Here is a 24,427-nt window from a genome sequence, read left to right on the forward strand (position 1 = left end):
CCCTACTCGACCGACTTGACGAGCTCGTCGATCGCGTACGGCATGGACAGCAGGGTGCCCTGGGAGATGGCCGCGCCGACCGCCGGTCCCTCGCTGTCCAACAGGTAGGACACCGCGCCGTTCTTGACGGCATCCAGGTTGGTGAACAGCTTGAACTTCTTCAGGGCGTCCTGGTCCGCCTTGTCGTTGATGACGAAGATGCGGTCGACGTCGACCAGGTCGAGGCGCTCGGGAGAGAGCGTGGTGTAGAAGTTGCCGTCCGCGACCTTGTCGATCTCGGTCTGGTAGGTGAAGCCGATGCCCGTCACCAGCCGTCCGCGCACGTCGGTGGAGGTGAACGGTGCCACCGAGTCCTTGTACCAGGACAGCACGACGGCGGTCCGCCCCCCGAGCTCGGGGTGTCCCTTCTTGGCGGCGTCGAGCTTGCCCTGGATGTCCGCCACCATCTTCTCGCCCTCCTCGGCCTTGCCGAGTGCCTTGGCGATGTGGAGCGCGTTGTCCTGCCACGGAGCGCTGAACGGCTCCTTCTCCGCCTTGGTGCGACCCACCGTCGGGGCGATCCTGGAGAGCTTGTCGTAGGCGGCCCGGTCGATCTCGGAGTAGACCGCGATGATCAGGTCGGGCCGCAGAGCGGCGATCTTCTCGTAGTTGGGGCCGGAGTCACCGTTCTTCATGATGACCTCGGGCCGGGTGTCGCCCCACTTCTCCTTCACCCAGGGCCACTGGGTGTTGACGTCGGGGGTCTTTCCCGCCGGATTCGGGTACTGGTCGACCATGCCGACCGGCTTGATGCCGAACGCCAGGATGGTCTGGTCGTCGGTGTAGCCGACGGAGACGACCCGCTGGGGAGCCTCGGCGACCTTCGTCGTCCCGAACGCGTGCTCCACGGTGACCGGGAAGGCGCCGGAGCCGGCGGTCGAGGTGCCGTCGCTCGACTTGTCCGCCGAGTCGGACGAGTCGGAACCGCATCCTGCGAGGAGGCCGAGGCCGAGTGCCGCGGCGGACAGTGCGGCCGCCAGCCGCCGCCAGGGCTTCGTACGCGTCGTTCTTGGGAGGAGCATCCGGCAATCCCTTGCTGTCGCGCTGTCGACTGCGCCCCCGTATCAAGGGCGGCAAACCTTAACTCGATCGAATGAGGTAAGCCTAGCCTAACTCTCACAACTCGGCGTGGTTCCAGTCGAGTTGGGCGTGTGTGCGTCCGATCGGCACGATGAGCGGGCGCCGGCCCACCGGGTCTTCGATCACCCGTGCGCGCAGTCCGAACGCCTCGTCCAGCAACTCGGCGGTGATCACGTCACGCGGGTGCCCCTGCGCCAGGACCGCCCCCTGCCGCATCACGACGAGGTGGTCGCTGTAGCGCGTGGCCAGGTTGAGGTCGTGCAGCACCATGACCACGGTGCACCCCGACTCGTGCAGGTCGTCGACCAGGTCGAGCACGTCGATCGCGTGCGCCAGGTCCAGGTAGGTGGTCGGTTCGTCCAGCAGCAGCAGGTCGGTGCCCTGGGCGAGGGTCATCGAGATCCAGACGCGCTGACGCTGGCCGCCGGACAGCGCGTCGACCGGGCGGTCGGCCAGGTCGGACACGCCGGTCATGGCCAGGGCGCGTTCCACGACGGCGGCGTCGTCCGACGACCACTGCCGCAGCCAGCTCTGGTGCGGATGGCGGCCCCTGGCGACCAGGTCGGACACCGTCAGGCCTTCCGGCGCCACCGGCGCCTGGGGCAGCAGACCGAGCTTCTTCGCCACGTCCCTGGTCCTGAGCCCGGCGATGTCCTCGCCGTCCAGGACCACCGTCCCCTTGTTCGGCTTCAGCAGCCGCGACAGCGTGCGCAGCAGGGTCGACTTCCCGCAGCCGTTGGGGCCGATGATCGTCGTGATCAACCCGGGTGGGATCGCCACGTCGAGATCGTCGATGACGGTCCGGGCGCCGTACCCGACCGTGACGCCCTCGGCTGCCAGCCGTGAGGGGACGTCAACTCCCCGCTCCGCGGCGGTGACGGACTGAACGCTCACAAGGCCCCCTTGGTTAGGCATGCGTTGCTTTTGTACCAGTTATCTACGGTTCGCCCGCACCAGCAGATGGATGAGGAACGGGCCGCCGATCGCGGCGGTGACCACACCGACCGGGAGAGAGACCGGCAGAGCCGTGCGCGCGATCAGGTCCGCGCCGATCAGCAGCAGCGCTCCCACCAGGCCCGAGGCCGGCAACGGCGGCGTCGGGCACCTGGCCAGTCGCATCGCCACCTGCGGCGCCACCAGCGCGACGAAGGGGACCGGACCCGCCGCGCTCACCGCCACGCCGGCCAGCAGGACCGCGCACAGCAGCAGGACCGCCCGCACCATCGCGTACCGCACGCCCAGGCCCGCGGCGATCTCGTCGCCGAAGTGCAACGGCCGGAACTGGAACGCGAGGCACGACACGACGACCAGGAGGACGAGCGTGCCCCAGAACGCCACCCAGACCTCGTCCCACGAGCGGTTGTCCAGGGAGCCCACCAACCACGCCTGGGCCCGGGCCACGTCCCTGATGTCGGCCCTGACCAGCAGCCAGGTCGTGATCGCCTCCATCACGGCGCTCACCGAGATGCCGATGAGGATGAGCCGGAATCCGTCGATCCCGCGCCGCCACGCCAGGAAGTACACCAGCAGCCCGGTGCCGAGACCGCCCGCGAGCGCGGCCGCGGACAGGCCCACGGTGTCCATGACGGCCGCGGCGGTGCCGCCCGTCACCGTCACCAGGAACACCGCGACCGTACCGGCGCCGCTGGTGATCCCCAGAATGTCCGGGCTGGCCAGCGGATTGCGCGCGACGGACTGCGTGATCGCCCCGGACACCCCGAGCGCGAGGCCCACGACGAGCCCGGCGAGAGCACGCGGCATCCGCAGATCCATGATCACGAACTCGTCGACCCGCTCGCCCCGGCCGAGGATCGTGGCGACCACCCGGGGCAGGCCGATGGGGAAGTCCCCGACGCCGATGGAGAGGCAGAACACCAGGAAGGTCGCCGCCGCCAGCAGCAGCGTGACGGACACGAGCCAGGGCCGCCAGACGAACGACACGCGCCCCATCCGCACGCCCGGCGCCACCGATGGCTTCGTCGCCGCCCCGTCCGACGTCACGCGCACCCCGTTCATGCGTTCCTGAACTTTCCGCGCCACACCAGCGCCGCGAAGAACGGGGCGCCGAGGAGCGCGACGACGACACCCGCGTCCAACTCGCCCGGCCGCACCACCAGACGCCCCACGATGTCGCAGACCAGCAGCACGACAGCGCCGAGCAGACCCGCGTACGGCACCAGCCAGCGGTAGTCCGGCCCGGTGAGATACCGGGCCACGTGGGCCACCATGAGCCCGAGGAAGGCGATGGGACCGCACGCCGCCGTCGCCGCGCCCGCCAGCAACGTGATGGCCAGGACGCCGACGGTCCGGCTCAGCGCGATGTTCACGCCCAGCCCCCGCGCCACATCGTCGCCCAGGTTGAGCAGGTTGACGGCGGGCAGCGTGGTCAGTGCCAGCACCAACCCGACGGCGACGAACACGGCCACCGGCCGGATGACGTCGAAGCCGACGCCGGCCACGGAGCCCGCGTTCCAGAACCGCAGCGCGTCCATGGACGCCTGGTCCGACAGCGCGACCGCCGTGGTCATCGCCGCGAGGAACACGGTGACCCCCTGCCCGGCCAGTGCGAGCGTCAAGGGGTTGCCGGCCCCCCGGCCGATGCTCGCCAGTCCGAAGACCACGACACCCGCGACCGCCGCACCCAGGAAGGCGAACCAGACGTACTGGAAGGGGTCCGCGAAGCCGAACAGGGCGATCGCCGACACCATGGCGAAGGAGGCGCCGGAGTTCACCCCCAGCAGGCCCGTGTCGGCGATCGGGTTGCGCGTGTGCCCCTGGATCAGTGCCCCGCCGACCCCGAGGGCGACACCCGCCACGATCGCGAGCACCGTCCGGGGCACCCGCACGGTCCGCACGATGAGCCTGATCTCGGTGAGCCGCTGGTCGGTGTCCGGCGCCGCGAACAACCCGTGCCACACCTCGGCGGGACTCAGGGCGCGCGCACCGACGGCCAGCGACGCCGCCGCCGCGGTCACGAGAATCGCCACCAGCACGCCCAGCCCCACAACCCGCCGACGGCGGGCCTGAGTTGTGCTCCTGAGCGCGGGGTGCTCCACCGCAGTCGTGGCCATGGCGACCTACACTAACGGGTGGTGCTGCCGGTTCCGTCGGCAACCGTCCGGACCTCGTCGGAAGCGGACTTGAGGCCCCGGTCGACCAGCGACTCCAGGATCTCGCCGACCCTGACGGCGGTGTTGGACAGCAGCGACGACGTGATGCCGTGCGTGTGCTCCGTGCCGCCCTGCAGATAGATGCCGCAGCGCAGGTCCGGGTCCGTCACGATGCGGTAGTCACGCTCGACGCGGACCCGGCCCTCGTCGTCACGCGGGCAGCGGTCCGCGACCTCGCCGAGCAGGCCGAGGGGGTCGGCCGGGCTGTAACCGGTGGCGAAGACCACGACGTCCGCGTCCAGGAGAGTCTCCTCGCCGGTGACGAGGGACGTGACGGTGGTGCGGACCTTGTCCGGCATCACCTCGACACCGGTGAGCCGGGACACGTTGAGGAAGCGCAGCCGCTCGGTGCCGAGGACCTTCTCCCGGTACGTCTGCCGGTACAGGTCGTCGATCAGGTCGATGTCCACCACGGAGTAGTTGGTGTTGCCGTGGTAGTCCATCAGCCGGCGTTTGACGTTGCCGGGCGCGGCGAAGTACTCGTCGACCGCCGCGGGGTCGAAGATCCGGTTGGCGAAGCCGCTGTCGTCGGCGGGGCTGTACCCGTAGCGGGCGAAGACCGCGCAGACCTCGGCCTCGGGGAAGCGTCGGTGCAGGTAGGCGACGTTCTCGGCAGCGCTCTGACCGGCGCCGACGACGACGAACCGAGAGGGCGATGCGCCTTCCAACCCGTCGACCTTCGCGAGGAGTTCGGAGTTGTGCCAGACGCGGTCGCCGCGCTCGACACCCTGCGGCACGAGGGGGCGCAGTCCGGTGCCGATGACGAGGTTGCGGGCCCGGTGGACCTCCAGTCCCTCCCCCGAACGGACCGTCACTTCCAGGTACTCGACGACTCCGCCCTCGTCGAGGACGGGCGCGACGCCGACGACCTCGTGACCGTAGGAGACCATGTCGTCGACCTGGGCCGCGGCCCACTCGAAGTAGTCGTGGAACTCCACCCGCAGCGGGAAGAGGTTCTTGTGGTTGATGAAGTCGATCAGCCGCCCCTTGCTCTTCAGGTAGCAGAGAAAGCTGAACTCGCTGGCCGGGTTCCGGAGCGTCACCAGGTCCTTGAGGAAGGAGACCTGCATGGTCGCGTCGTCGATCAGCATGCCGCGGTGCCAGCCGAAGCGGGGCTGCTGCTCGAAGAAGTGAGCGGTGACCGCTTCCTGCCTGCCGGCGCGTGCGTTGTGCTCACTGAGCGCGATCGCCATGGCCACGTTGGACGGTCCGAAGCCGATGCCAATGAGATCGTGGACCAGCGTTGCGTCACCAGGAAGAACCTGTGACATGTCACTCCCATCGTGCGGAACAGTTGCCTGTCGGCGTGGGGGAACGCGTGATCGGGCATGCCGACGAAGCGGCCTACCGAAACTTAGGTGAGCCTAAGCTAAGGCCCCCGGGCTGTCGATAGGGCGAACCGGACGGGCGAGTATCGGACGTTCCCCAACTGATCTGTCCTGCAAGGGCGTTGCGAACTAAGGTAAGGCTTGCTTTACTTCCCGGGTCGGTCGGTCCCCTGCCCCGAGGAGGAACCCCATGCGGGTCGTCATGTTCGGTTACCAGACCTGGGGGCACCGCACCCTGCAAGCCCTCCTGGACTCCGAACACGACGTGGTCCTGGTCGTGACGCACCCCAGGAGCGAGCACGCGTACGAGAAGATCTGGAGCGAGTCCGTCGCCGACCTCGCCGAAGAGCACGGCGTCCCGGTGCTGATCCGCAACCGCCCGGACGACGACGAGCTGTTCCAGCGCCTGGTGGACGCCGACCCGGACATCATCGTGGCCAACAACTGGCGGACGTGGATCCCCCCGCGGATCTTCGGCCTCCCCCGTCGCGGCACGCTCAACGTGCACGACTCGCTGCTGCCGAAGTACGCCGGCTTCTCCCCGCTGATCTGGGCCCTGATCAACGGGGAGTCCGAAGTGGGCGTCACCGCGCACATGATGAACGACGAGCTCGACGCCGGCGACATCGTGCGTCAGGAGGCGGTGCCGGTCGGACCGACGGACACCGCCACCGACCTCTTCCACAAGACCGTCGACCTCATCGCCCCGGTCACCATCGGCGCGCTGGCCCTCATCGCCGCCGGGCAGACGGAGTTCACCAAGCAGGACCGGTCCCGGGCGAGCTTCTTCCACAAACGGTCCGTCGAGGACATCCGCATCGACTGGAGCTGGCCGGCCGAGGATCTGGAGCGTCTGGTCCGGGCCCAGTCCGAGCCGTACCCCAGCGCCTTCACCTTCCACAAGGGCAGGCGCCTCGAGGTCCTCGCCGCCGTGGTGTCCCGCGGCCGCTACGGTGGTACGCCCGGCCGTGTCTTCTACCGCGAGGGCGAGGGCGTGGTGATCGTCGCCGGGGCCGACGCGCGCACCGGCCGCAACCACGGGCTGGCCCTCACACGCGTACGGACCGAGGACGGGCGTGAGCTGTCCGCCACGGAGTACTTCACCTCCATGGGCGGCTATCTGACCAGCCACCCCTGACGGACTGCGGATCAGCCCGCGTCGGGCAGCGCCCCCGGGTAGCCGTCCTGGTCCGCCTTGCTCCGCGCCCGGCTCACCGGGAAGAGGCTCCGGCTCGTGTGTATCCCCCGTGGTTGCGAGCGTGCGGAGTCCCGGCGGGCAGTTGGTCCTGCCCGCCGGGGTTCTCACGTCGCGGTAGCGATGGCCGCGGGCGTCACTTCAGGTAGGCGCCCGCGGTACCGATCCTGCCGGGTCCGTCGAGGACGTAGACGCGCATGTTGCCCTTGCCGGGTGCGGCGACGGTGAGCCTGCCGTCGGTGACGGTCCGGATGTCGCCCGTCACGGCATCCTTGTAGGTGCCGTTCGGGATGCCGGTGTAGGTGGCACCGTCGGTGACCGTGACCAGGGCGAAGCTGTCCGTGCCGGCACTGGTGTAGCGGCGCTTGAACGCCATGCCGCCGCTGATGCCCTCGGTGGAGTACTGGCCCATCTGGAGAGCCGGGACCGCGCGGCGGATCTCGTTGAGTCGCTGGACGTGCTTGACCAGCGGCTGGGAGAGGGTGTTGGCGACCTCGCCCGTGGCGGAGTCGACCTTGCCGAACTCCGATGCCCTGACATCGCCCTGGAGGTGGTCGCCGTAGTAGGCGCGACCGGTGGTCGCCAGCGGGCAGGTGGGGCCGCAGTCGATCTTCTTGCCCTTCTGGAACTCGATCTCGGAGCCGTAGTAGAGCGTGGGGATGCCGCGGAAGGTCCACATCAGCGACATGTTCTCCGCCCAGGCGTCGGTTCCGCCCGAGTAGCGTTCACTGGACTTGTTGGGGCCGTAGTCGTGACTGTCGACGTAGACGACGTTGTACGTGGCGTCGTTGTAGCTGTCGTCGGAGTCCTTGCCGTTGGAGAACGCGTTGTGCGCGTCACCGAAGTTCATGTGCATGCGCATGTCGATGACGTTCATGCCGGAGAACCTGCTGTGATCCGGGGCGTGGTAGCTGTTCCCGTTCAGGAAGGCGTTGGTCGAGGTGGGCTGGTTGCCGGTGCCCTGCTGCTGCTCGTAGTCGTACATCTCCAGGGCGGCCTTGGCGTCGTCGGCGGCGTACTCCTTGCGTTCCTTCCAGGTGAAGAACTGCGCGGAGTGGTTGACCGAGCCGCGGTTCCACTTGTCGTTGACGAAGGCGGCGACCTCGCCGAAGACGAAGAAGTTCTTCGCGGCCTCGGCACCGTGCTGCTGCGTGACGCGCTCCTGGACGGCGGGGAGGAAACGCCGGTTCCACGTGGTCCGCGGGACGTGCACGGCCGTGTCGACGCGGAAGCCGTCGACGCCCATGTCGATGTACTTGTTGTACGCGCCGATCAGGTAGTTCTGGACGGGCGCGCTCTCGGTGTCGAAGTCGGCGAGGTCGTCGTGCAGCCAGCAGGAGCGGGAGTCCTCGCCCTCCCAGTTCCCGATCCAGCACTGGTGGTAGAACGCCTTGGGGAACATGCCGGAGGTGGGGGACGGCCACTGGCAGTTGTAGATCCTGTAGCCCTCGGGCGAGGTGTACTGGGTGGGTTTGCCCCAGTCGACGCAGGTGTTGCCGGTCGGTTCGGCCGTCGACCACAGGTCGCCGTTGTAGTACGACTTCCCGGACTTGGGCTCCACGGTCAGTCCGTCGTACTCGAAGGAGGAGTTCGGCTCGTCGTAGAACCAGCTCCACTGGCTGTCGCGGACGCCGTACGTCTTCGGGGTGAACAGGCCCTTGGCGCCCCAGCGGGAGGAATGGTTGTAGACGACGTCCTGGTAGATCTTCATGCCCTTGGCGTGGGCCGCGTTGATCAGGTCCTGGTACGAGGCGCCGGCCGACTCGAGGCGGGCGTCGACCTTGTAGAAGTCGTACCCGTGGTAGCCGTGGTAGTCGTAGTCCGAGCGGTTCAGCACCACCGGGGTGACCCAGACGGCGGAGAAGCCGAGGCCCTTGATGTAGTCCAGTTTCTGGATCAGTCCCTTGAAGTCGCCGCGGAACATCGGATCGTTGTTGGCGGCGTTGCCGGACTTCACGTGCTGGCTGCCGCCGCGGTTGTTGGAACTGTCGCCGTCGTGGAAGCGGGCGGTCAGGACGAAGTAGATCGGGTCCTTGCGCGGGTCGGTGCCCAGCGGCTTCCCGGGCGCGGGAGCCGGGGGCTTCTCGCCCGTGGTGGCGGTCGCGGCTGCGGAGGCGGCGGAGACGTTCCCGGCCGCGTCCACGGCCTTCACCGTGTAGGTGTACGTGGTCCTCTCCTCCAGGTTCGCGTCGGAGAGGACGGTGGAGCCGACGTCGGTCACGAGCGTGCCCCTGGTGCCGCCGGTACGGGTCACCTGGTACTTGGCCACCCCCTTGTCGTCGGTGGACGGCTCCCAGGTCAGCACGACGGACACGCCATCGACCTTCGCGGTGACCTGTGACGGGACGCTCGGCGCCTGTGTGTCGGGCACCTCGCCGGCACACGGATCGCCGGCGTTGCCGGTGACGGTGTTGTTCTTGACGGTGGACAGACCGGTGCCGATCGTGTAATCGGCTCCCCGGTTGTTGTCCCAGACGCCGTTGCCGTTGTTGAAGGCCGCCTTCAGCGTGGTGGCCGCCCCGAGGTCGACCTCACGCTTCCACCAGCCCGCGCACGCCGGCCGCATGCCGACGCCCGGCACGGCCGTCCAGGAACCGCCCGCGGGCTGGTAGTGGATGTTGGCCGTCGTCCAGCCCAGGGCTTCGGTGGAGTAGTAGACCGTTGCCTTGCCGCCGTCCCCCGGCGTGGGGCTGGGAGTCGGGTCCGGATCGCCGCCACCCGCGCAGGGGTCGGAGTGGGCGACGACGCCGTCCTTGACGGTGATGTCGCCCGTGCCGAGGTCGTAGTTCTTGCCGGCGTTGTTGTCCCACGTGCCGGATCCGTTGTTGAACGTCGCCTGCAGGCCCTCGGCCGTGCCCAGATCGACGGTCTTCCTGACCCAGTCGGTACAGGCGGCCTCCATCTGCACGCCGGGCACGCTGGTCCAGGAACCACCGTCCGGCGCGTAGTGCAGGTTGTACGCCGCCCAGTTCTTCGTCTTCGTGTAGTAGAAGACGGTCGCGGTGGTTGCGGAGGCAGCCGCGGGCTCCGGCGTGATGCCGGTACTGCCGGGAAGTGCCGTGAGCAGGCCGAGTACGCCTGTCGCGGCCGTGAAGGCCGCCAGTGGTCTCAGCAGCCGGCGTGGGGTGGGTTTCATTCGGGTCTCCAGAGAGGGCCACGGCCGCGAAGCCATGGCGTTCAGCGGCGATGACGGTCAAGGGAGCAGGTGCGAGGCACCGGTGGCGTCCCGCCGACAACGTGACGCGCCTCGAGGTCCAGCGCACGGGGAGCTGTCCGACCGAAAGAACAGCCGGTATCTTTCTGCAAGTCCTTGCGGTGGGGAAGTTACCGGGACATGACAGGTCCGTAAAGGGGGTGGGCCGGAAACCGCACGGATCGGTGACCGCGCAGGTTCGGAAGGGTGTGCCGGGCCTGGCGTCGACACCGCGAGGCCCGGCGAGTGCGTCGGGGCGTCAGACGCCGGCCGCGGAGCGGGGCTCGCGCCGCATGGCCCACAGCGCGGGTCCGCCGCCCGGCAGTCGGAACTCCTCGCGCACGGTGAAGCCGAAGTGCTCGTACAGGGGGACGTTGGACGGTTTGGACGACTCCAGACAGACGGGCAGTCCCGCCGCGTCGGCCTTGGCCAGCCCCGAGCGCAGTAGGGCGGCACCGTGTCCCCCGCCCTGTGCGGCCGGGTCGGCGCCGATCACGGCGAGGTACCAGTGGGGTTCCCGCGGTGTGTGCTCTGCCGCCGCCTCGACGGCGTCGCGGAACAGCGGAGCCCGGTCGCCGAGGATGTCCTGAAGCTCCCGGATGGTCTCCGCGTCGGGAACCGCCTGGGCCTGCCCCTCCGGCGCCACCCAGAAGGCCGCCGCCGCGTCGGTGCGTTCGCACACCCCGTGGTGGGCGTACTGCCGGGTGAAGAGCGTGGTGAAGTACCGGCCCAACGCGGCCTGGCGAGAGGAGTCGTGGGGGAAGAACCAGCGCATCATCGGGTCATCGCCGAAGGCCCGGGCGAGGGCGCGGCTGACCGGCGCCGCGTCGTCGACCGTTGCCGCCTTCGGGGTGTTGTTCATCGACATACGGGCCATTGTGGATCATTGATGATCTTCGATTCCCGGACGGTCGGCCCCCCGCCTCCTCCCCCACCCGCATGACCTCCTTCCAGGCCCTCGTCCAGCGCTAAGGCGTCGGCCCGGCCGCGTCGTTGGCGCAGCGGAAGCCGAGGTTGCCGGAGGAGGACTCCGGCGTGTTGGAGGAGCGGGCGGCGACCCGGTAGCGGTTGCAGTAGGAGTCGTGGCACAGGTAGGAACCGCCGCGCACGACCCGCGCGGTCCCGGTGTCCGGGCCCTGCGGGTCCGCCGGCGGGGCCTCGGCGTAGTACGAGGGCGAGAACCAGTCGGAACACCACTCCCACACGTTGCCGGCGGTGTTCCACAGGCCGAAGCCGTTGGGGCGGTAGGACTTGACCGGGGCGGTGGTCAGGTGGCCGTCCTCGGCCGTGTTGTCGTGCGGAAAGCGTCCCTGCCAGATGTTGCAGCGCCACCGGCCGCCGGGGGTGAGGTCGTCGCCCCAGGCGTAGCGGCGGCCGGCCAGGCCACCGCGTGCGGCGTACTCCCACTCGGCCTCGGTGGGCAGCCGCTTGCCGGCCCACCGGCCGTAGGCGGTGGCGTCGTTCCAGGAGACGTGGACGACGGGATGGTTCTGCCGACCGGTGATGTCGGACAGGGCGCCCTCGGGGCGGCGCCAGTGGGCCCCCCGGACGTTGATCCACCAGGGAGCTCCGGCGGCGGCGCCGAGGAGGTCGGCGGACGGGGCGGCGACCGCGAGGTGGAAGACCGCCGACGAACCGTGGCGTTCGGCGTCGGTCACATGGCCGGTGGCCTTGACGAAGGCGGCGAACTGGGCGTTGGTGACGGCGGTCTCGTCGATGTGGAAGGGCGCCAGGCGTACCGTGTGGACGGGTGTCTCGCCGTCGGCGCGGTACCCCTCGTCGAAGGCGTCCCCCATCGCGAACTCACCGCCCGGCAGGCGCACCTGTCCCCGCAGCGAACGGGTGCGCCCGGAGCGACCGGGCACGGGTGGTGCCGCGGGAGGGGACACCGCGACGTGGGCCGGGATGCAGCAGGGGCGGTGAGCGCGGGTCATGGGTCCTCGGAATCGGTCACTGGGCCTGGTAGGTGGACTCGTCGAGCCCGCTCAGGGTCGGGTCGTGTCCCACCTCGCCGACGTCGTACATCGACGTCATCCAGTGGTAGAAGTTGTCGCCGCGCTCGCGCAGCACGTCGTACAGGCGGCGCATCATCCGGGTGCGGACCTCCGCCCGCTCCGGATGGGCGTAGACGTTCTGCAGTTCGTCCGGGTCGGTGTGCAGGTCGTAGAGCTCGTTGACGGAGTCGGGGTTGACGACGAGTTTGTACCGGTCCTCGCGCAGCATGCGTTGCGGGTACGGGAAGTGGTGGCCGTGGAACTCGCAGACGATGTCGTCGTCCCAGTCCACCGTCTCGCCGCGCACCAGGGGCAGGAGGCTGCGCGAGTCGACCGCGGGCTTCGGGTCGATGCCCGCCAGTTCCAGGATGGTCGCGGTGCAGTCGAGCAGGCTGACGAACTCGCGGCGCACGACGCCGGGAGGCGCGTTCGGGACGCGGAGCAGGCCGGGCGTGCGGTAGATGTCCTCGTACATCGCCGGGCCCTTGTCGTGCAGCCGGTGGGAACCGGTGAACTCCCCGTGGTCGCAGGTGAAGAACACCGCGGTGTCGTCCACCAGTCCGAGCCGCTGCATGGCCTCCATGACCCGGCCGATCTGCAGGTCGATCAGGGCCACATAGCCCCAGTAGACGGCGATGAGCTTGCGGGTCGTCTCGATCGGCATGGTGTCGAAGGTCCAGTGCGCGCTGTAGTTGCGCTGGACCGGGGGCTTGCCCTCGAAGGTCTCGGCCACGGACCGCGGCAGCTCCACGTCCGCAGGGTCGACCAGGTCGAAGTACTCGTCGGGCAGGATGTACGGCAGGTGCGGCCCGAAGAAGTGCAGCGCGAGGAAGAAGGGTTGCCCTCGCTCGCGGGAGTCCGCCGCGTACCGTTCGAGCTGCTCTATGGCGCGGGTGGCCAGATAGTGCTCGAAGGTGGCCTCGACCGGTTGGTGCAGCCGGGCGGCGAGCAGGTTGCCGGGGCCGCCGTTGGGCAGGATACCCCGGACGCGGTCGCTGATCGCGTACGGCGGCAGATCGCGCTCGGCGAGGTAGGCGAGGTAGTCCGGGTGGTCCACGGGGTTGTGCCAGCCGGGCAGTTCGGGTCCGTCGAAGCCGTAGTCGGCCGCCGTGCGGCGGTTGCCGGCGTGCCACTTGCCGATGAGGCCGCAGTTGTAGCCGTTGTCCCGCAGCGCCCGGGAGAAGGTGAACCGGTCCTCGGACAGGTCCTCGAGGTAGCCGACGTTGCGTTCGTGGTTGGCGAGCAGCTTGTGCCGGAAGGGCGCCTGGCCGGTGAGCAGGCTGGCGCGGGCCGGGGTGCAGATCGCGGTGGGTGTGTACCAGCGGTCGAAGCGGGTGCCCGTGGCGGCCAGTTCGTCGAGGACGGGGGTGTGCGCCAGCCGGTTGCCGTAGGCGCCGAGCGTGTCCGTCCGGTGCTGGTCGGTCATGAGGAAGAGGATGTTCTTCCTCATGTCGGTCGTGGAGGTGCCGGACGAGGTCACTTGCCCGCTCCCATGAAGAGGTCGCCGGTGTAGTAGGACTTCGGGTCGACGGGCTTCTTCAGCTTCCCCGTCTTGACGAAGTAGTCGTTCATGCCCGTCAGCCACTTGGCGACGGTGCCGTCCCGGGTCAGCGCGTCGAGCTCGTCGACGCCGAGCAGCTTGTTGTTGGCGGCGTCGGCCTCGACCTGGTCGACGGGGACGCGCAGCTTGTCGGCGGTGAGTTCGACGGCCTCGTCGGTGTGTGCGGACCGGAACGCGATGGCCTCGCGCAGAACGGCGAGGACCTTCTTCACCTTCTCCGGCCGGTCGGCCACCAGCTTGTTGCCGGCCACGAAGGCGGTGGGGAAGGAGATGTCGTCCTCGAAGTCGGTGTTCCTGGCGAGTTCGACCAGGTCGGGCACCTGCTTCTTGATGGTGGCCGTGGCGGGGTACCAGAAGCCCGCCGCGTCGACCTGCTGGGAGGAGAAGGCGGAGACGATGGTCGACGGGTCCATGGGGACGACCTTCAGGTCGTCCTTGGTCATCCCCGCCTTCTCCAGGGCGAGGGAGAGGATCATGTCGCCGGAGGTTCCTTCCGGAACGGCCACGGTCTTGCCCTCGAGCTGCCGCATCGAGTCGATGCCCGGCTGGGCGATGACCCGGTCGGAGTTGCCGAGCGTGTTGATGGCGACGACCTTGGCCTGGCCCGAGGCGGGGAGCCACATCGCGCCCGGGCCTATGTAGCCGAAGTCGAGGTTGTCCGTGCCGAGGGCCTGGATCTGGAGCGGGCCGTTGGTGAAGACCGTGCTCTCGGCTGTCAGGCCGTGCTTCTTCCACAGGCCCTTGGCGTCGGCGATGGCGATCAGGCTGGCACCGTTGAAGTCACCGATGTAGCCGAAACGGACCTTGTCGCCCGAGTCGCCCGAGTCGCTTCCGCTGCCGCAGGCGGCCAGCAGGGCCATCGCGGACAATGCGGCGAGCGATGTGGTGAGGTGTCTGCGGGTGAGGGTGGGTGGCATGACTGCGAGTCCCTTCCGGGTCATGTCGTCGGGGCGCCGGCGACGGAGGGCGCGACGGTGCGGCCTTCCTGGTGGTAGACGGAGTGCCACACACGGTTGCGCAGTGCGGCGAACTCGGGGCTGAGGCGGAATTCCTCGTTGCGCTCGACGGCGGGGGCGACCTCGATGACGTCGTAGACGCGCCCGGGACGGGCTGCCATGACGATCACCCGGTTGGCCAGGAACACGGCCTCGTCGACGTCATGGGTGATGAACAGCACCGTGCGCTTGTCCTGGCTCCAGGTCTTCAGCAGCTGTTCCTGCAGTTTGACCCGGGTCAGCGCGTCGAGGGCGCCGAACGGTTCGTCCATCAGGAGGATCGAGGGGTCGACGGCGTAGGCACGGGCGATGGCGCACCGCTGGCGCATGCCTCCGGAGAGTGTCTTGGGAAGCGCGTCGGCGAAGCGTTCCAGGCCGACCAGCTCGATGAAGTGCTCGGCGCGGCGGCGGCGTTCGCGCTTCGGGACGCCCGTGGTCCGCAGGCCGAACTCGACGTTCTGACGCACGGTCAGCCACGGGAAGAGGGCGTACTGCTGGAAGATCACCCCTCGCTCGGGTCCCGGACCGGACACGGGCGTGCCGTCCACCAGGGCTCGGCCCGCCGTGGGTGTCTCCAGCCCGGCGAGGATGTTCATGAGGGTGCTCTTGCCGCAGCCCGAGGGGCCGACGACGGTGACGAACTCGTGGTCCGCGATGTCGATCGAGACGTCGTCGAGGGCGGTGAAGGTCTCACGGCCCAGGGCGAAGGTCTTGGTGACGCCCTGGACGGATATCTTGGGCGGCTTGCTGGTCATCGGCGTTCCTGCCATCCGGTGAGCTTGCGTTCCGCGAGAAGGAGGACCCGGTCCATGAGGAGGCCGAGGATCCCGATCGAGATGAGTCCGACGAAGATGGTCGGAAGGTCGTAGTAGAGCTGGGCGTTCTGCATCCGGTAGCCGAGCCCCTGCTGGGCGGCGATGAGCTCCGCGGCGACCAGGGTGGCCCAGGCCGAACCGAGACCGACCCGCATGCCGACGAGGATGAACGGGGTCGAGGCCGGCACCACCACCCGGGCGAAGATCGTCGCGTCCTTGGCGCCCAGGACACGGGCGGCGTCGATCAGCGTGCGATCGACGTTCACCACGCCCTGGAAGGTCGAGATCACACACGCCAGGAACGCGGCGAGGAAGATGACGAAGATCTTCGGGGTCTCGTCGATCCCCATGACGACCACGGCCAGCGGGATGATCGCCAGGGGCGGGACGGTGCGGAAGAACTGGATCCAGGGCTCGATCAGGCCGCGCAGGATGCCGTACCAGCCCATGAGGAAACCGACCGGGACGGCCACGGCCGTGCCGAGTGCGAAGCCGATGAGCACACGCGTCAGGCTGGCCAGGGCGTCCTCGGCGAGCGTGCCGTCGCCGATCAGTGTCCCGGCCCGCGAGACGACGTCCGGCGGTGGCGGCAGCTTGAAGCCCGCGGACGCCAGGGCCCACCAGAGCGCGATGCCCAGGGCGACGGACACGGCGTTGAGGACCAGGGGCAGTCCGCGCCGGCCCGGCCGCGCACGCTCCGGCGCGCTCTTCGTGGTGCCCGGGGCGGCGTCGGGCGGGCCTTCGGGCCGCTTCCCCGGCAAGGGCTTTCGCGGGTCGGCACCCCGCTGGTCAAGGACGGACATGGGCGGCTCCTTCGGTGGCGGAGTCGGGTGCATCGCAACGGCCCTTCACGTCGGCGGTTTCGGGATACCTCGCCAGGAGGGGGGAGCTGTGGAAGACCGCGGCGAGCGCGCCGATGGCACCGTCGTCGTCCGAGAGCCGCGCGGCGGCGACGACGGGACCGGCCGAGGCGGTCGGGAAGATCTCGGCGGCGAGCGTGGCGGCGACCTGCTCGACGATGACGGGCGCCAGCCGGGTGATCTCGCCGCCGATGACCACCTTCGCCGGGTTCAGGGTCATCGTCGCCGCCCCCACGACCCGTCCCACGGCCGCCGCGGCCTCCCTCAGCACCCGGTCCACGACGGGGTGCCCACGGCTCACGGCGGCCGCCAGGTCCTCGAGGTTCTCCAGGCGCAGTCCGAACTCCCAGCAGGCGGCGAGGATGCCGGGGACCGACGCCACGGTCTCCAGACAGCCGCACTTGCCGCACCGGCACGGCCGGCCCGCCGGCTCGACGGTCACGTGACCCAGCTCGCCGGCCAGCCCCCTCGAGCCGGTCACCAGCTGGCCGCCGACGACGAGTCCGCCGCCGACGCCGTCCGACAGGCGCACGTACACCAGGTCGGCGACGCTGTCGGCACCGCTGATCGCCTCGGCGAGGGCGGCCAGGCGGGTGTTGTTGTCGACGATCACGGGCGCGTCGAAGCGTTCGGCGAAGGCGACGTCGACGCCTTCCGGGGCCGGGCGGAGCACCGTGGTCCCCGAGCCTGCACGGGGCCAGGCCGCTCCCTCCGGGGCCGGGTAGGGCCCCGGCACGCCGATGCCGACGCCCTGCAGCGCACCGTAGTGGACACCGGCCTCGGTACTCAGCCGCTCCACCAGCCCGAGGGCCAGCTCGGTGCGCGTCCGCCAGGACGTGGTGTCCTCGTACCGCACGGAGCCGGAGACCATGATCTCGTGCGAGGCGTCGGCGACGACGACATGGACGCGCCGGTGACCGAAGTCCACCCCCATGAACTGGGCCGACGCCGGGTCGAGCGCCAGTCGCTCGGCCGGCCGCCCGCTGCCCTCGCGCCGGGACGCGTCGGTGTCCACGACGACGATGGCGCCTCGTTGCAGGAGGCTTCCGGTGATTTCGGACAAGGTGGTGCGGGACAGGCCCACGACCCGGGCGATCTCACCGCGGCTCATGGCGCCGTTCTCCTGCAGCGCACGCAACACGCGTTCTTCATGGGTCCGCCTGACCAGTGCGTGCACTCCGCTGGGCATCTGCATGCCGGTCAAGGTAGGGAGGTCCGAATATTCCGTCAACACTCCGACAGAAAGACGAAACGAAGCGTTCACAGTGCCTGGTGGGTGGGCCTGCGCGCCGGTCGGTTTCCCGGGATTATTCGTCCGCCGTGTTGACGTAAATGTGTGGGCGTTCGCATGCTGTGCGGCATGCCCCCGTCCCCGGCTTGTGAGCCGCCCCTCGGTTCCCGGGCGGGGAGGACGAAGGAGAACGCGACTGATGACCGATGCCGTGAACCGACTGCCCCGACGCTCCCTGCTGGCCGGTGCCGCCGGCCTGGGAGCGGCGGCCGCCCTGCCCGCGTCCACCGCCCAGGCGGCCGGCTCCGTGCCGGCACAGGCCTCGTCGCAGCGGCGTCACCCCTCGAACTGGCCCGATCCCGCGGAGTACGGCCTCGCGGACACCCGACCGGACCTGTGGCCGCGGGAGGACAACTCCTTCGTCCTCCCGCTCGAACTGCGCCCGCGTGACGAGGAGCGCGGCACGGTCTGGATGCGGGACACCTACGTCAACTGCTTCGTCGTCGACGGCCGCCCGCTCTACGTCGCCACCGGCACCACCCGGGTGCCCGGGCTCGAAGCGGCCGGCCCGTGGAACGACGGCATCTTCGTGTGGCTGGCCCCCTCTCTCGACGGGCCGTGGAGACTTGCCGACACGACCGGCATCCGGCCGGACGCCGAGAAGGGCAAGGTGTGGTCGCCCGAGTTCGTCGGGGAGAACCGGCCCGGGCGCACGGTCGTCGCCGACTGGCAGGAGTACTGGTACGACGACCGGTTCGGCAAGCGCGGCCAGGCCTGGGCCCCTGAGCTGCACTACTTCCGCGACACCTGGTACATCGTCGCGTGCATGGGCGACCACTCCCGCAAGGTCGGCTCCTTCATGCTGGTGAGCGAGGGCGGGGTCGAGGGCCCGTACCGGCTGATCGAGGGGAACCTGGACAAGCCCTTCGGCGAGTCGTTCGTCGGAGGGCCGGCCTTCATCGAGCCCGGCGCCTACCACCACATCGACGGCGGCCTCTACAGCGAGGGCGACGACGCGTGGCTCGTGCTGCACAACGACCTGTACGCCAAGTTCCGGGACGACATGGAGGACATCGTCACCACGACGAACCTCCCGAAGTTCCGTCAGACGCCCTACTCCCCCGAGCCGTATCTCGAAGGCGCGTACGTGTTCAAGTACAAGGGCAAGTACTACCTGGTCCACGCCGCGTGGGACCGCACGTCGGTCGACGCGTACGGAAGCACGCGCAACGCCTACGACCCGCCCGCGACAGGCCGTGTGCAGTACCAGTACGACGCGGTCGTCGCCGTCTCCGACAACTTCGAGGGGCCGTACTCCGAGCGGTGGACCGCGGGTGTCGGCGCCGGACACAACAACTTCTTCGAGGATCACGCCGGTCGGTTGTGGGCGACGTTCTTCCGCAATCCGGCCGCCGGCCACTGGAAGGATCCGTCGCGCATAGCCGACGCCGCCGTGCCCGGTGTCGTCCGGCTGGAGTGGACCGGCCCGAGGGGCGACCGCCTGTACGTCGAGCGACGCGACGGCCGGGGGTGAGCGAGGGGGGTGGTCGAGGAGGAGGCGCGCCACGGCTTCGCATGCTGTCGCGACAAGACGGGCGTAGTGTCCTCGTATGGGTGACGTTCGGTATGGCTGGTGTCGTGCGGCCCTGCCGGAACCTGCGGAACACGGCGGCCGGCACGGCCCTGTGGTGCACCGACCGATGGGCTCGGCGGGGCCGCCCGCGACGGGCGTCTGATGGACACCGCGATGGCCGACGTGGTGCGGGAGACCGGTGCGTTCGGTGGGCTGCTGTACGTGCGGCCGCCGGGCGAGGACGGCCTGTGGCTGGCGACGATGACCGGGGTGCCTTACGAGATCGCCGCTCCGTGGCGACGTGTCGCGCCGACCGATCCGATGCCGGTGGCGGACGCCGTCCGCGAGCGACGCCTGGTGTGGGTCGGCGGCCAGGAGGCGATGGCGCGCCGGTACCCTCGGGTGGCACTCGTGCTGCCGTACGACTTCGCGTTGTCGGCCGCGCCGGTCGTTTCGCGCACCGCCGTCCTGGGTGGGCTGGTGCTGCTGTGGTCCGGGCCCCGTTCGGCGTACCTCGGCCCCGATGAACGCGACGTCATCGAAGCGGGCTGCCGTCGCTTGGGACGCCTGGTGCAGCAGGCGGCGGACCGCGGGGATCCCTTGCTGCGCGACCGGCCCCGCACCCTGCGGCCACCGGCCGGGCGCACCCCCTCCCCCGCCGAGGCGGCGGCGCTCTCGGCCTTCGTCGACCGCCTCCCCGGCGGCTCCTGCGCGCTGGACCTGAGTGGCCGCATCACCTTCATCACCCCGGCGGCGGCCGAACTCGTCGGTGCCGACGCGTCCGACCTGGTGGGCGCCCTGCCCTGGGAGGCGCTGCCGTGGATGGACGTCCCCCAGGTCGAGGACCGCTACCGGGCCGCGCTGGTCAGCCGTCGGCCGGAGTCCTTCACGGTCCTGCGTCCGCCGGAGAGCTGGCTGGCCTTCGAGCTGTATCCGGACCCTTCCGGCATCAGCGTCCGCATCACCCGGGCCGACTCATCCGGGGGTGCTCCCGCCGGGCGGTCCGCACCGCCCGCAGGTCCCAGCCGCGCCAGCGTGCTGTACCACCTGATGCACCTGGCCGCCACCCTGACGGAGGCCGTCGGTGTGCAGGACGTGGTCGAGCAGACCGCCGACCAGTTGCTTCCGGCGCTGGGCGCGCAGGCCATGGTGCTGATGGCCGCCGCGGACGGTCGTCTGAAGATCCTCGGGTACCGCGGCTACCGCACCGAGGTGATCAGCCGCTTCGACGACGTCCCCCTGAGCTCGGACATCCCCGGCGTCGACGTCCTGACCACCGGTGTCCCGGGATTCTTCGCGAACTTCGCCGAACTCGAGCGCGACTACCCGGCCACCGCGTACAAGGACGGGATGGCCGCGTGGACGATCCTGCCGCTGATCGCGTCCGGTCGCCCCATCGGTTCCCTCCTCCTCGCCTACGAACAGCCGCACGCCTTCCCGCCCGGTGAACGCGCCGTTCTCACCTCACTGGCCGGCCTGGTCGGGCAGGCCCTGGACCGGGCCCGGCTCTACGACGCCAAGCACCACCTCGCCCACCGCCTGCAGTCCGCCCTGCTGCCCCACACCCTCCCCGAAGTCGCGGGCCTGAAGGTCGCCGCCCGCTACCTTCCGGCTGCCCGCGGCATGGACGGCGTCGGCGGCGACTTCTACGACCTCATCCGCCTGGACGAGCACACGGTCGGCGCCACCATCGGAGACGTGCAGGGCCACAACGTGGACGCCGCGGCCCTGATGGGGCAGGTCCGCACCGCCGTCCACGCCCACGCCACCGGGGGCGCTTCCCCCGACGACGTCCTGGCCCGCACCAACCGCCTGCTCACCGACCTCGACCCCGGCCTGTTCACCAGCTGTGTCTACGTCCACCTGAACCTCGCCACGCACCGCGCCCGCGTGGCGACCGCCGGCCACCCGCCGCCCTTGCTACGCCATGCCGACGGGCGCACGGAACTCCTCCGGGTGCCGCCCGGCCTGCTGCTCGGCATCGAGCCGGACACGTTCTACCCGGCGCTGGACTTCCGTCTGCCTCCCGGCAGCGTGCTCGCCCTCTACACCGACGGACTCGTGGAGGCCCCGGGAGTCGACCTGGACGACGCCATCGCGGCCCTCGCCGGGCTCCTGGAGCACGGCGATCCCACCGACCTCGACGCCTTGGCCGACAGCCTCGTGCGGCACGCGCCCACTCCCGGCGACGACATCGCCCTGCTCCTCATCAGCCCCGGTGGGTGATGCGACGGGTCCGGGTCGGCATGCGGCACTCCTGCGGCCGACGGATCGTTTTCACATCGCCAGAAGGACGGATGTCCGGCACAGGCCGGCAGCGGAGGAGAAGAACGTCGATGAAGCACCAGAAGGTGTGCGATCTGATGAGCGACGCCGTGGTCCGCGTCCAGCGCGGAACACCGTTCAAGGAGATCGCCCACCTGCTGCAGGAGTACGACATCACCGCGGTGCCCGTCGTGGACGAGGAGAACCGGCCCGTGGGAGTGGTGTCGGAGGCGGACCTCCTGCAGAAGATGTGGGGCGGAGACGGCGACGAGTCCCCGGGGCCCGGTGAGGCGTCCCGGCCGGGGGCCAAGGCGTCGGCGACGGACGCGGCGGGACTGATGACCTCCCCCGCCGTCTGCGCGCGCGAGAGCTGGAGCGTGGTCGACGCCGCCCGTGTGATGGCCCGGCACGGCATCAAACGGCTCCTGGTCGTCGACGAAGCGGGGCGGTTGATCGGGGTGGTCAGCAGAAGTGACCTGCTGCGGGTCTTCCTCCGCACGGACCGGGCGATCCGGACCGAGATCATCGAAGAGGCCCTGGTCAAGTCCCTCGGGCTGGCTCCCTCGTCGGTACAGGTGGACGTGACCCACGGACACGTCGTCCTCAGCGGGCACCTCCCGAGCCACGTGTCCGTCGCGGTGCTGGAAGAACTCTGCCGACGTGTCGACGGTGTCGTCGCCGTGGAGTTCAGACGGGCGGGAGAGACGGACGCCGAGGACTCGGCACCCGTCGGCCGCTGACCGGACACGGTTCCTCGCCGTCGGAAGACCCCGGCGTGCGAAGGCCCCGGTGGCCTGGAAGGTCCAGGTCACCGGGGCACGGGGCGCGGGCGGGGGTCAGACTCCGGCCGGCTCCGGCTCGCGCACGGGCTCGGTGGGCCCGGGGGTGTCACCGAGCTGCTTGTGGAGCTTCTCGCCCTCGACGTCGACGTTCGGCAGGATCCGGTCGAGCCACTTGGGCAGCCACCACGCCTTGGTGCCGAGCAGGGCGAGCACCGCGGGCACGATGGCCATGCGGACCACGAAGGCGTCGAAGAGGACGGCGATCGCGAGGCCGAAGCCCATCATCTTGATCATGTCGTCGTTCTCCATGATGAAGCCGGAGAAGACACTGATCATGATGATCGCGGCCGCCGCGACGACCCGGCCGCCGTGGGTGAAGCCCGTGGTGACGGACTCGGCGGCGGACGATCCGTGGACGTAGGCCTCACGCATGCGCGTCACGAGGAAGACCTCGTAGTCCATGGCCAGTCCGAAGACCACGCCGATCATGAAGATGGGCATCATCGACATGATCGGGCCCGGCTGCTCCACACCGACGACGTCCGCGAGCCATCCCCACTGGAACACCGCGACCACCGCGCCGAGCGCCGCGGCCACCGAGAGCAGGAAGCCGAGGGCCGCCTTCAGCGGGACGAGGATCGAGCGGAACACCAGCATCAGGAGCAGGAAGGCCAGGCCGACGACCAGGCCCAGGTACGGGATGAGCGCGTCGTCCAGGGTCTGCGAGAAGTCGATGGTCATCGCGGTCGCGCCGGTGACCAGCATGGTCGCGCCCGTGTCGGACTCGATGTCGCCGGACAGCGAGCGGATGTCCCGCACCAGCGACTCGGTGGCGGCGTCGCTCGGACCGGTCTTGGGCATCACCGTGAGGACGGCGGTGTCGCCCTCCTCGTTGAAGTTCGCCGGGGTGACGGCCGCGGCCTCGCCCAGACCGGTGATCTCCTTGCCGACGGTCTCGGCGGCGGCCTTCGCGTCGTCCGCGCCCCGGGCGTCGACGGTGACCATCAGCGGGCCGTTGAACCCTGCGCCGAAGGACTCGGACAGCATGTCGTAGGCCTTGCGCTGCGTGGAGTCGGGCGCCGCGCTGCCCTCGTCAGGCAGACCCAGCTCCAGGCTCATGGCCGGCACGGCGACGACACCGAGGCCGAGCACCGCGGTGAGCAGCACGGTCACCGGGCGACGCAGCACGAAGCGGGCCCAACGGGTGCCGAGCTTGGGCTTGTCAAACGCCTTGCGTTCTCCGGCCGCCGCCTTGCGGTCCTTGCGGCTGAGCGCCTTCCTGCCCGCGAAGGCCAGCAGCGCCGGGGTCAGGGTGAGCGCGATCAGCACGGCGATGCCGACGGTGGCCGCGGCGGCCAGACCCATCTTGGTGAGGATCGGGATGTTGACCACCGCGAGGCCCGCCAGGGCCACGATGACGGTGAGTCCGGCGAAGACGACCGCGGAACCGGCGGTGCCGACCGCGCGTCCCGCGGCCTCCTCGGGGGTGCGGCCCTCGGCGATCTCCGCCCGGTAGCGGGAGACGATGAACAGGGCGTAGTCGATGGCGACCGCGAGGCCGATCATCATGGCGAGGGTGGAGGTCGTCGCGGAGAGTTCGAGCGTGCTGCCGAGCGCCCCGATGGCGGAGATGCCGATGCCGACACCGATGATCGCCGAGAGCAGCGGCATGCCCGCCGCGACGAGTGAGCCGAAGGTCAGCAGGAGGACGACCGCGGCGACACCGATGCCGATCAGCTCGGCGGTGCCGCCCATCTCCTGCTCGGCCACGACCGCGTCGCCGCCGGTCTCGACGGTGAATCCCTCGCCGCGCGCGTCGTCGGTGGCCGCGGTGAGGGACTCGCGGGCCTGGTCGGTCAGCTCCATGGCGTTGACCTTGTACGTCACGGAGGCGTACGCGGTCGTGCCGTCCCTGCTGACGGCGTTCGCCTCGAAGGGGTCGTCCACCGAGGCGACCTGCGGACCGTCGCCGAGCGCGGTGACCAGCTTGTCGACCCTGGCCTTGCCGGCCGGGCCGGAGATCTTCTCGCCCTCGGGGGCGCGGATCACCACACGGGCCGTGGCGCCCTCGGCACTGGCGGCCGGGAAACGCTCGTCGAGCAGGTCGAACGCCTTCTGCGACTCGGTGCCGGGCATGGAGAAGGAGTCTTCGGGCGGGGCGGGCGCCGCGGACGCGGCAACGCCGGCGCCCACGAGTATGGCCACCCACAGCAGGGCGACGAGGCCGCGACGCCGGAACGCGCGTCGGCCGAGTCGATAGAGGAACGTAGCCACCTGGGACCAATCCGTCGGGTTGGGACAGGACGAAGACCCGGCACATGGGGGGAGGCAAAAGGCGCTGACCGG

18 protein-coding genes are annotated in these 24,427 nt (G+C 69.9%); 4 read left to right on the top strand and 14 right to left on the bottom strand.

The window, feature by feature from the left end; translation table 11 throughout:
• Window positions 1–2: 2 nt before the first annotated feature.
• From RM812_RS02840 to RM812_RS02860, 5 genes are all read right to left on the bottom strand, one after another.
• Window positions 3–1,061: an iron-siderophore ABC transporter substrate-binding protein gene (locus RM812_RS02840; RefSeq protein ID WP_311570761.1), complete on the bottom strand. Its 1,059-nt coding sequence runs from the start codon at window positions 1,059–1,061 to the stop codon at window positions 3–5.
• Between the two features lie 94 nt (window positions 1,062–1,155).
• Complete coding sequence (locus RM812_RS02845) at window positions 1,156–2,013, bottom strand: ABC transporter ATP-binding protein (protein WP_311570762.1); 858 nt, start codon at window positions 2,011–2,013, stop codon at window positions 1,156–1,158.
• 39 nt (window positions 2,014–2,052) lie between these two features.
• Entirely contained in the window at window positions 2,053–3,135 is a 1,083-nt protein-coding gene (locus RM812_RS02850; RefSeq protein WP_311570763.1) for a FecCD family ABC transporter permease, read from the bottom strand.
• Window positions 3,132–4,190, bottom strand: coding sequence for a FecCD family ABC transporter permease (locus tag RM812_RS02855; RefSeq protein WP_311570764.1), 1,059 nt, complete (start codon window positions 4,188–4,190; stop codon window positions 3,132–3,134). Before RM812_RS02855 ends, RM812_RS02850 begins: the two co-directional genes overlap by 4 nt.
• A gap of 11 nt (window positions 4,191–4,201) precedes the next feature.
• Window positions 4,202–5,560 (bottom strand): lysine N(6)-hydroxylase/L-ornithine N(5)-oxygenase family protein, encoded by a 1,359-nt coding sequence (locus RM812_RS02860; RefSeq protein ID WP_311570765.1) that lies wholly within the window; start codon window positions 5,558–5,560, stop codon window positions 4,202–4,204.
• 247 nt (window positions 5,561–5,807) lie between these two features.
• Here RM812_RS02860 and RM812_RS02865 point away from each other — a divergent pair, with 247 nt between their 5' ends.
• Window positions 5,808–6,755: a methionyl-tRNA formyltransferase gene (locus RM812_RS02865; protein ID WP_311570766.1), complete on the top strand. Its 948-nt coding sequence runs from the start codon at window positions 5,808–5,810 to the stop codon at window positions 6,753–6,755.
• A gap of 193 nt (window positions 6,756–6,948) precedes the next feature.
• On the opposite strand, the gene RM812_RS02870 is transcribed toward RM812_RS02865, so the two are convergent.
• The 8 genes from RM812_RS02870 to RM812_RS02905 form a co-directional block, all read right to left on the bottom strand.
• Window positions 6,949–9,948, bottom strand: coding sequence for a carbohydrate binding domain-containing protein (locus tag RM812_RS02870; RefSeq protein WP_311570767.1), 3,000 nt, complete (start codon window positions 9,946–9,948; stop codon window positions 6,949–6,951).
• Window positions 9,949–10,264: 316 nt separating this feature from the next.
• Window positions 10,265–10,882 carry a GNAT family N-acetyltransferase gene (locus tag RM812_RS02875; RefSeq protein WP_311570768.1) on the bottom strand — a complete coding sequence of 206 codons (618 nt, stop codon included), beginning with the start codon at window positions 10,880–10,882 and terminating at the stop codon, window positions 10,265–10,267.
• Between the two features lie 91 nt (window positions 10,883–10,973).
• Window positions 10,974–11,939: a formylglycine-generating enzyme family protein gene (locus tag RM812_RS02880; protein ID WP_311570769.1), complete on the bottom strand. Its 966-nt coding sequence runs from the start codon at window positions 11,937–11,939 to the stop codon at window positions 10,974–10,976.
• A gap of 16 nt (window positions 11,940–11,955) precedes the next feature.
• Window positions 11,956–13,449, bottom strand: a complete 1,494-nt coding sequence (locus RM812_RS02885) for a sulfatase-like hydrolase/transferase (protein WP_311570938.1) — start codon at window positions 13,447–13,449, stop codon at window positions 11,956–11,958.
• A gap of 26 nt (window positions 13,450–13,475) precedes the next feature.
• The gene (locus tag RM812_RS02890; protein WP_311570770.1) at window positions 13,476–14,477 is read right to left on the bottom strand and encodes an aliphatic sulfonate ABC transporter substrate-binding protein; all 1,002 of its coding nucleotides are present in this window, start codon (window positions 14,475–14,477) and stop codon (window positions 13,476–13,478) included.
• A 20-nt stretch (window positions 14,478–14,497) separates the two neighbouring features.
• Entirely contained in the window at window positions 14,498–15,310 is an 813-nt protein-coding gene (locus RM812_RS02895; protein WP_311570771.1) for an ABC transporter ATP-binding protein, read from the bottom strand.
• Window positions 15,307–16,173 carry an ABC transporter permease gene (locus tag RM812_RS02900; protein WP_311570772.1) on the bottom strand — a complete coding sequence of 289 codons (867 nt, stop codon included), beginning with the start codon at window positions 16,171–16,173 and terminating at the stop codon, window positions 15,307–15,309. The genes RM812_RS02895 and RM812_RS02900 overlap by 4 nt, the downstream gene beginning before the upstream one ends.
• Complete coding sequence (locus RM812_RS02905; RefSeq protein WP_311570773.1) at window positions 16,160–17,425, bottom strand: ROK family transcriptional regulator; 1,266 nt, start codon at window positions 17,423–17,425, stop codon at window positions 16,160–16,162. Before RM812_RS02905 ends, RM812_RS02900 begins: the two co-directional genes overlap by 14 nt.
• A gap of 235 nt (window positions 17,426–17,660) precedes the next feature.
• Here RM812_RS02905 and RM812_RS02910 point away from each other — a divergent pair, with 235 nt between their 5' ends.
• From RM812_RS02910 to RM812_RS02920, 3 genes are all read left to right on the top strand, one after another.
• Entirely contained in the window at window positions 17,661–18,995 is a 1,335-nt protein-coding gene (locus tag RM812_RS02910; protein ID WP_311570774.1) for a family 43 glycosylhydrolase, read from the top strand.
• Window positions 18,996–19,196: 201 nt separating this feature from the next.
• Window positions 19,197–21,260 carry a SpoIIE family protein phosphatase gene (locus tag RM812_RS02915; RefSeq protein ID WP_311570775.1) on the top strand — a complete coding sequence of 688 codons (2,064 nt, stop codon included), beginning with the start codon at window positions 19,197–19,199 and terminating at the stop codon, window positions 21,258–21,260.
• A gap of 110 nt (window positions 21,261–21,370) precedes the next feature.
• On the top strand, window positions 21,371–22,039 hold the full coding sequence (locus RM812_RS02920; protein ID WP_311570776.1) for a CBS domain-containing protein: 669 nt from the start codon (window positions 21,371–21,373) through the stop codon (window positions 22,037–22,039).
• Between the two features lie 96 nt (window positions 22,040–22,135).
• On the opposite strand, the gene RM812_RS02925 is transcribed toward RM812_RS02920, so the two are convergent.
• Window positions 22,136–24,355, bottom strand: a complete 2,220-nt coding sequence (locus RM812_RS02925; protein WP_311570777.1) for an MMPL family transporter — start codon at window positions 24,353–24,355, stop codon at window positions 22,136–22,138.
• Window positions 24,356–24,427 lie beyond the last annotated feature (72 nt).

Source organism: Streptomyces lancefieldiae (assembly GCF_031845825.1).
In the GTDB taxonomy this organism is placed as follows: Bacteria; Actinomycetota; Actinomycetes; order Streptomycetales; family Streptomycetaceae; genus Streptomyces; species Streptomyces lancefieldiae.

Excerpts from the sequence above, each read along its gene's own strand:
- RM812_RS02865 (WP_311570766.1), top strand. The coding sequence starts at position 5,808 with ATGCGGGTCGTCATGTTCGGTTACCAGACCTGGGGGCACCGCACCCTG.
- RM812_RS02920 (WP_311570776.1), top strand. The coding sequence starts at position 21,371 with ATGAAGCACCAGAAGGTGTGCGATCTGATGAGCGACGCCGTGGTCCGC.
- RM812_RS02840 (WP_311570761.1), bottom strand. The coding sequence starts at position 1,061 with ATGCTCCTCCCAAGAACGACGCGTACGAAGCCCTGGCGGCGGCTGGCG.
- RM812_RS02885 (WP_311570938.1), bottom strand. The coding sequence starts at position 13,449 with ATGAGGAAGAACATCCTCTTCCTCATGACCGACCAGCACCGGACGGAC.
- RM812_RS02905 (WP_311570773.1), bottom strand. The coding sequence starts at position 17,425 with ATGCAGATGCCCAGCGGAGTGCACGCACTGGTCAGGCGGACCCATGAA.
- RM812_RS02915 (WP_311570775.1), top strand. The coding sequence starts at position 19,197 with ATGGACACCGCGATGGCCGACGTGGTGCGGGAGACCGGTGCGTTCGGT.
- RM812_RS02910 (WP_311570774.1), top strand. The coding sequence starts at position 17,661 with ATGACCGATGCCGTGAACCGACTGCCCCGACGCTCCCTGCTGGCCGGT.
- RM812_RS02880 (WP_311570769.1), bottom strand. The coding sequence starts at position 11,939 with ATGACCCGCGCTCACCGCCCCTGCTGCATCCCGGCCCACGTCGCGGTG.
- RM812_RS02870 (WP_311570767.1), bottom strand. The coding sequence starts at position 9,948 with ATGAAACCCACCCCACGCCGGCTGCTGAGACCACTGGCGGCCTTCACG.
- RM812_RS02900 (WP_311570772.1), bottom strand. The coding sequence starts at position 16,173 with ATGTCCGTCCTTGACCAGCGGGGTGCCGACCCGCGAAAGCCCTTGCCG.
- RM812_RS02895 (WP_311570771.1), bottom strand. The coding sequence starts at position 15,310 with ATGACCAGCAAGCCGCCCAAGATATCCGTCCAGGGCGTCACCAAGACC.
- RM812_RS02850 (WP_311570763.1), bottom strand. The coding sequence starts at position 3,135 with ATGAACGGGGTGCGCGTGACGTCGGACGGGGCGGCGACGAAGCCATCG.
- RM812_RS02855 (WP_311570764.1), bottom strand. The coding sequence starts at position 4,190 with ATGGCCACGACTGCGGTGGAGCACCCCGCGCTCAGGAGCACAACTCAG.
- RM812_RS02890 (WP_311570770.1), bottom strand. The coding sequence starts at position 14,477 with ATGCCACCCACCCTCACCCGCAGACACCTCACCACATCGCTCGCCGCA.
- RM812_RS02860 (WP_311570765.1), bottom strand. The coding sequence starts at position 5,560 with ATGTCACAGGTTCTTCCTGGTGACGCAACGCTGGTCCACGATCTCATT.
- RM812_RS02875 (WP_311570768.1), bottom strand. The coding sequence starts at position 10,882 with ATGGCCCGTATGTCGATGAACAACACCCCGAAGGCGGCAACGGTCGAC.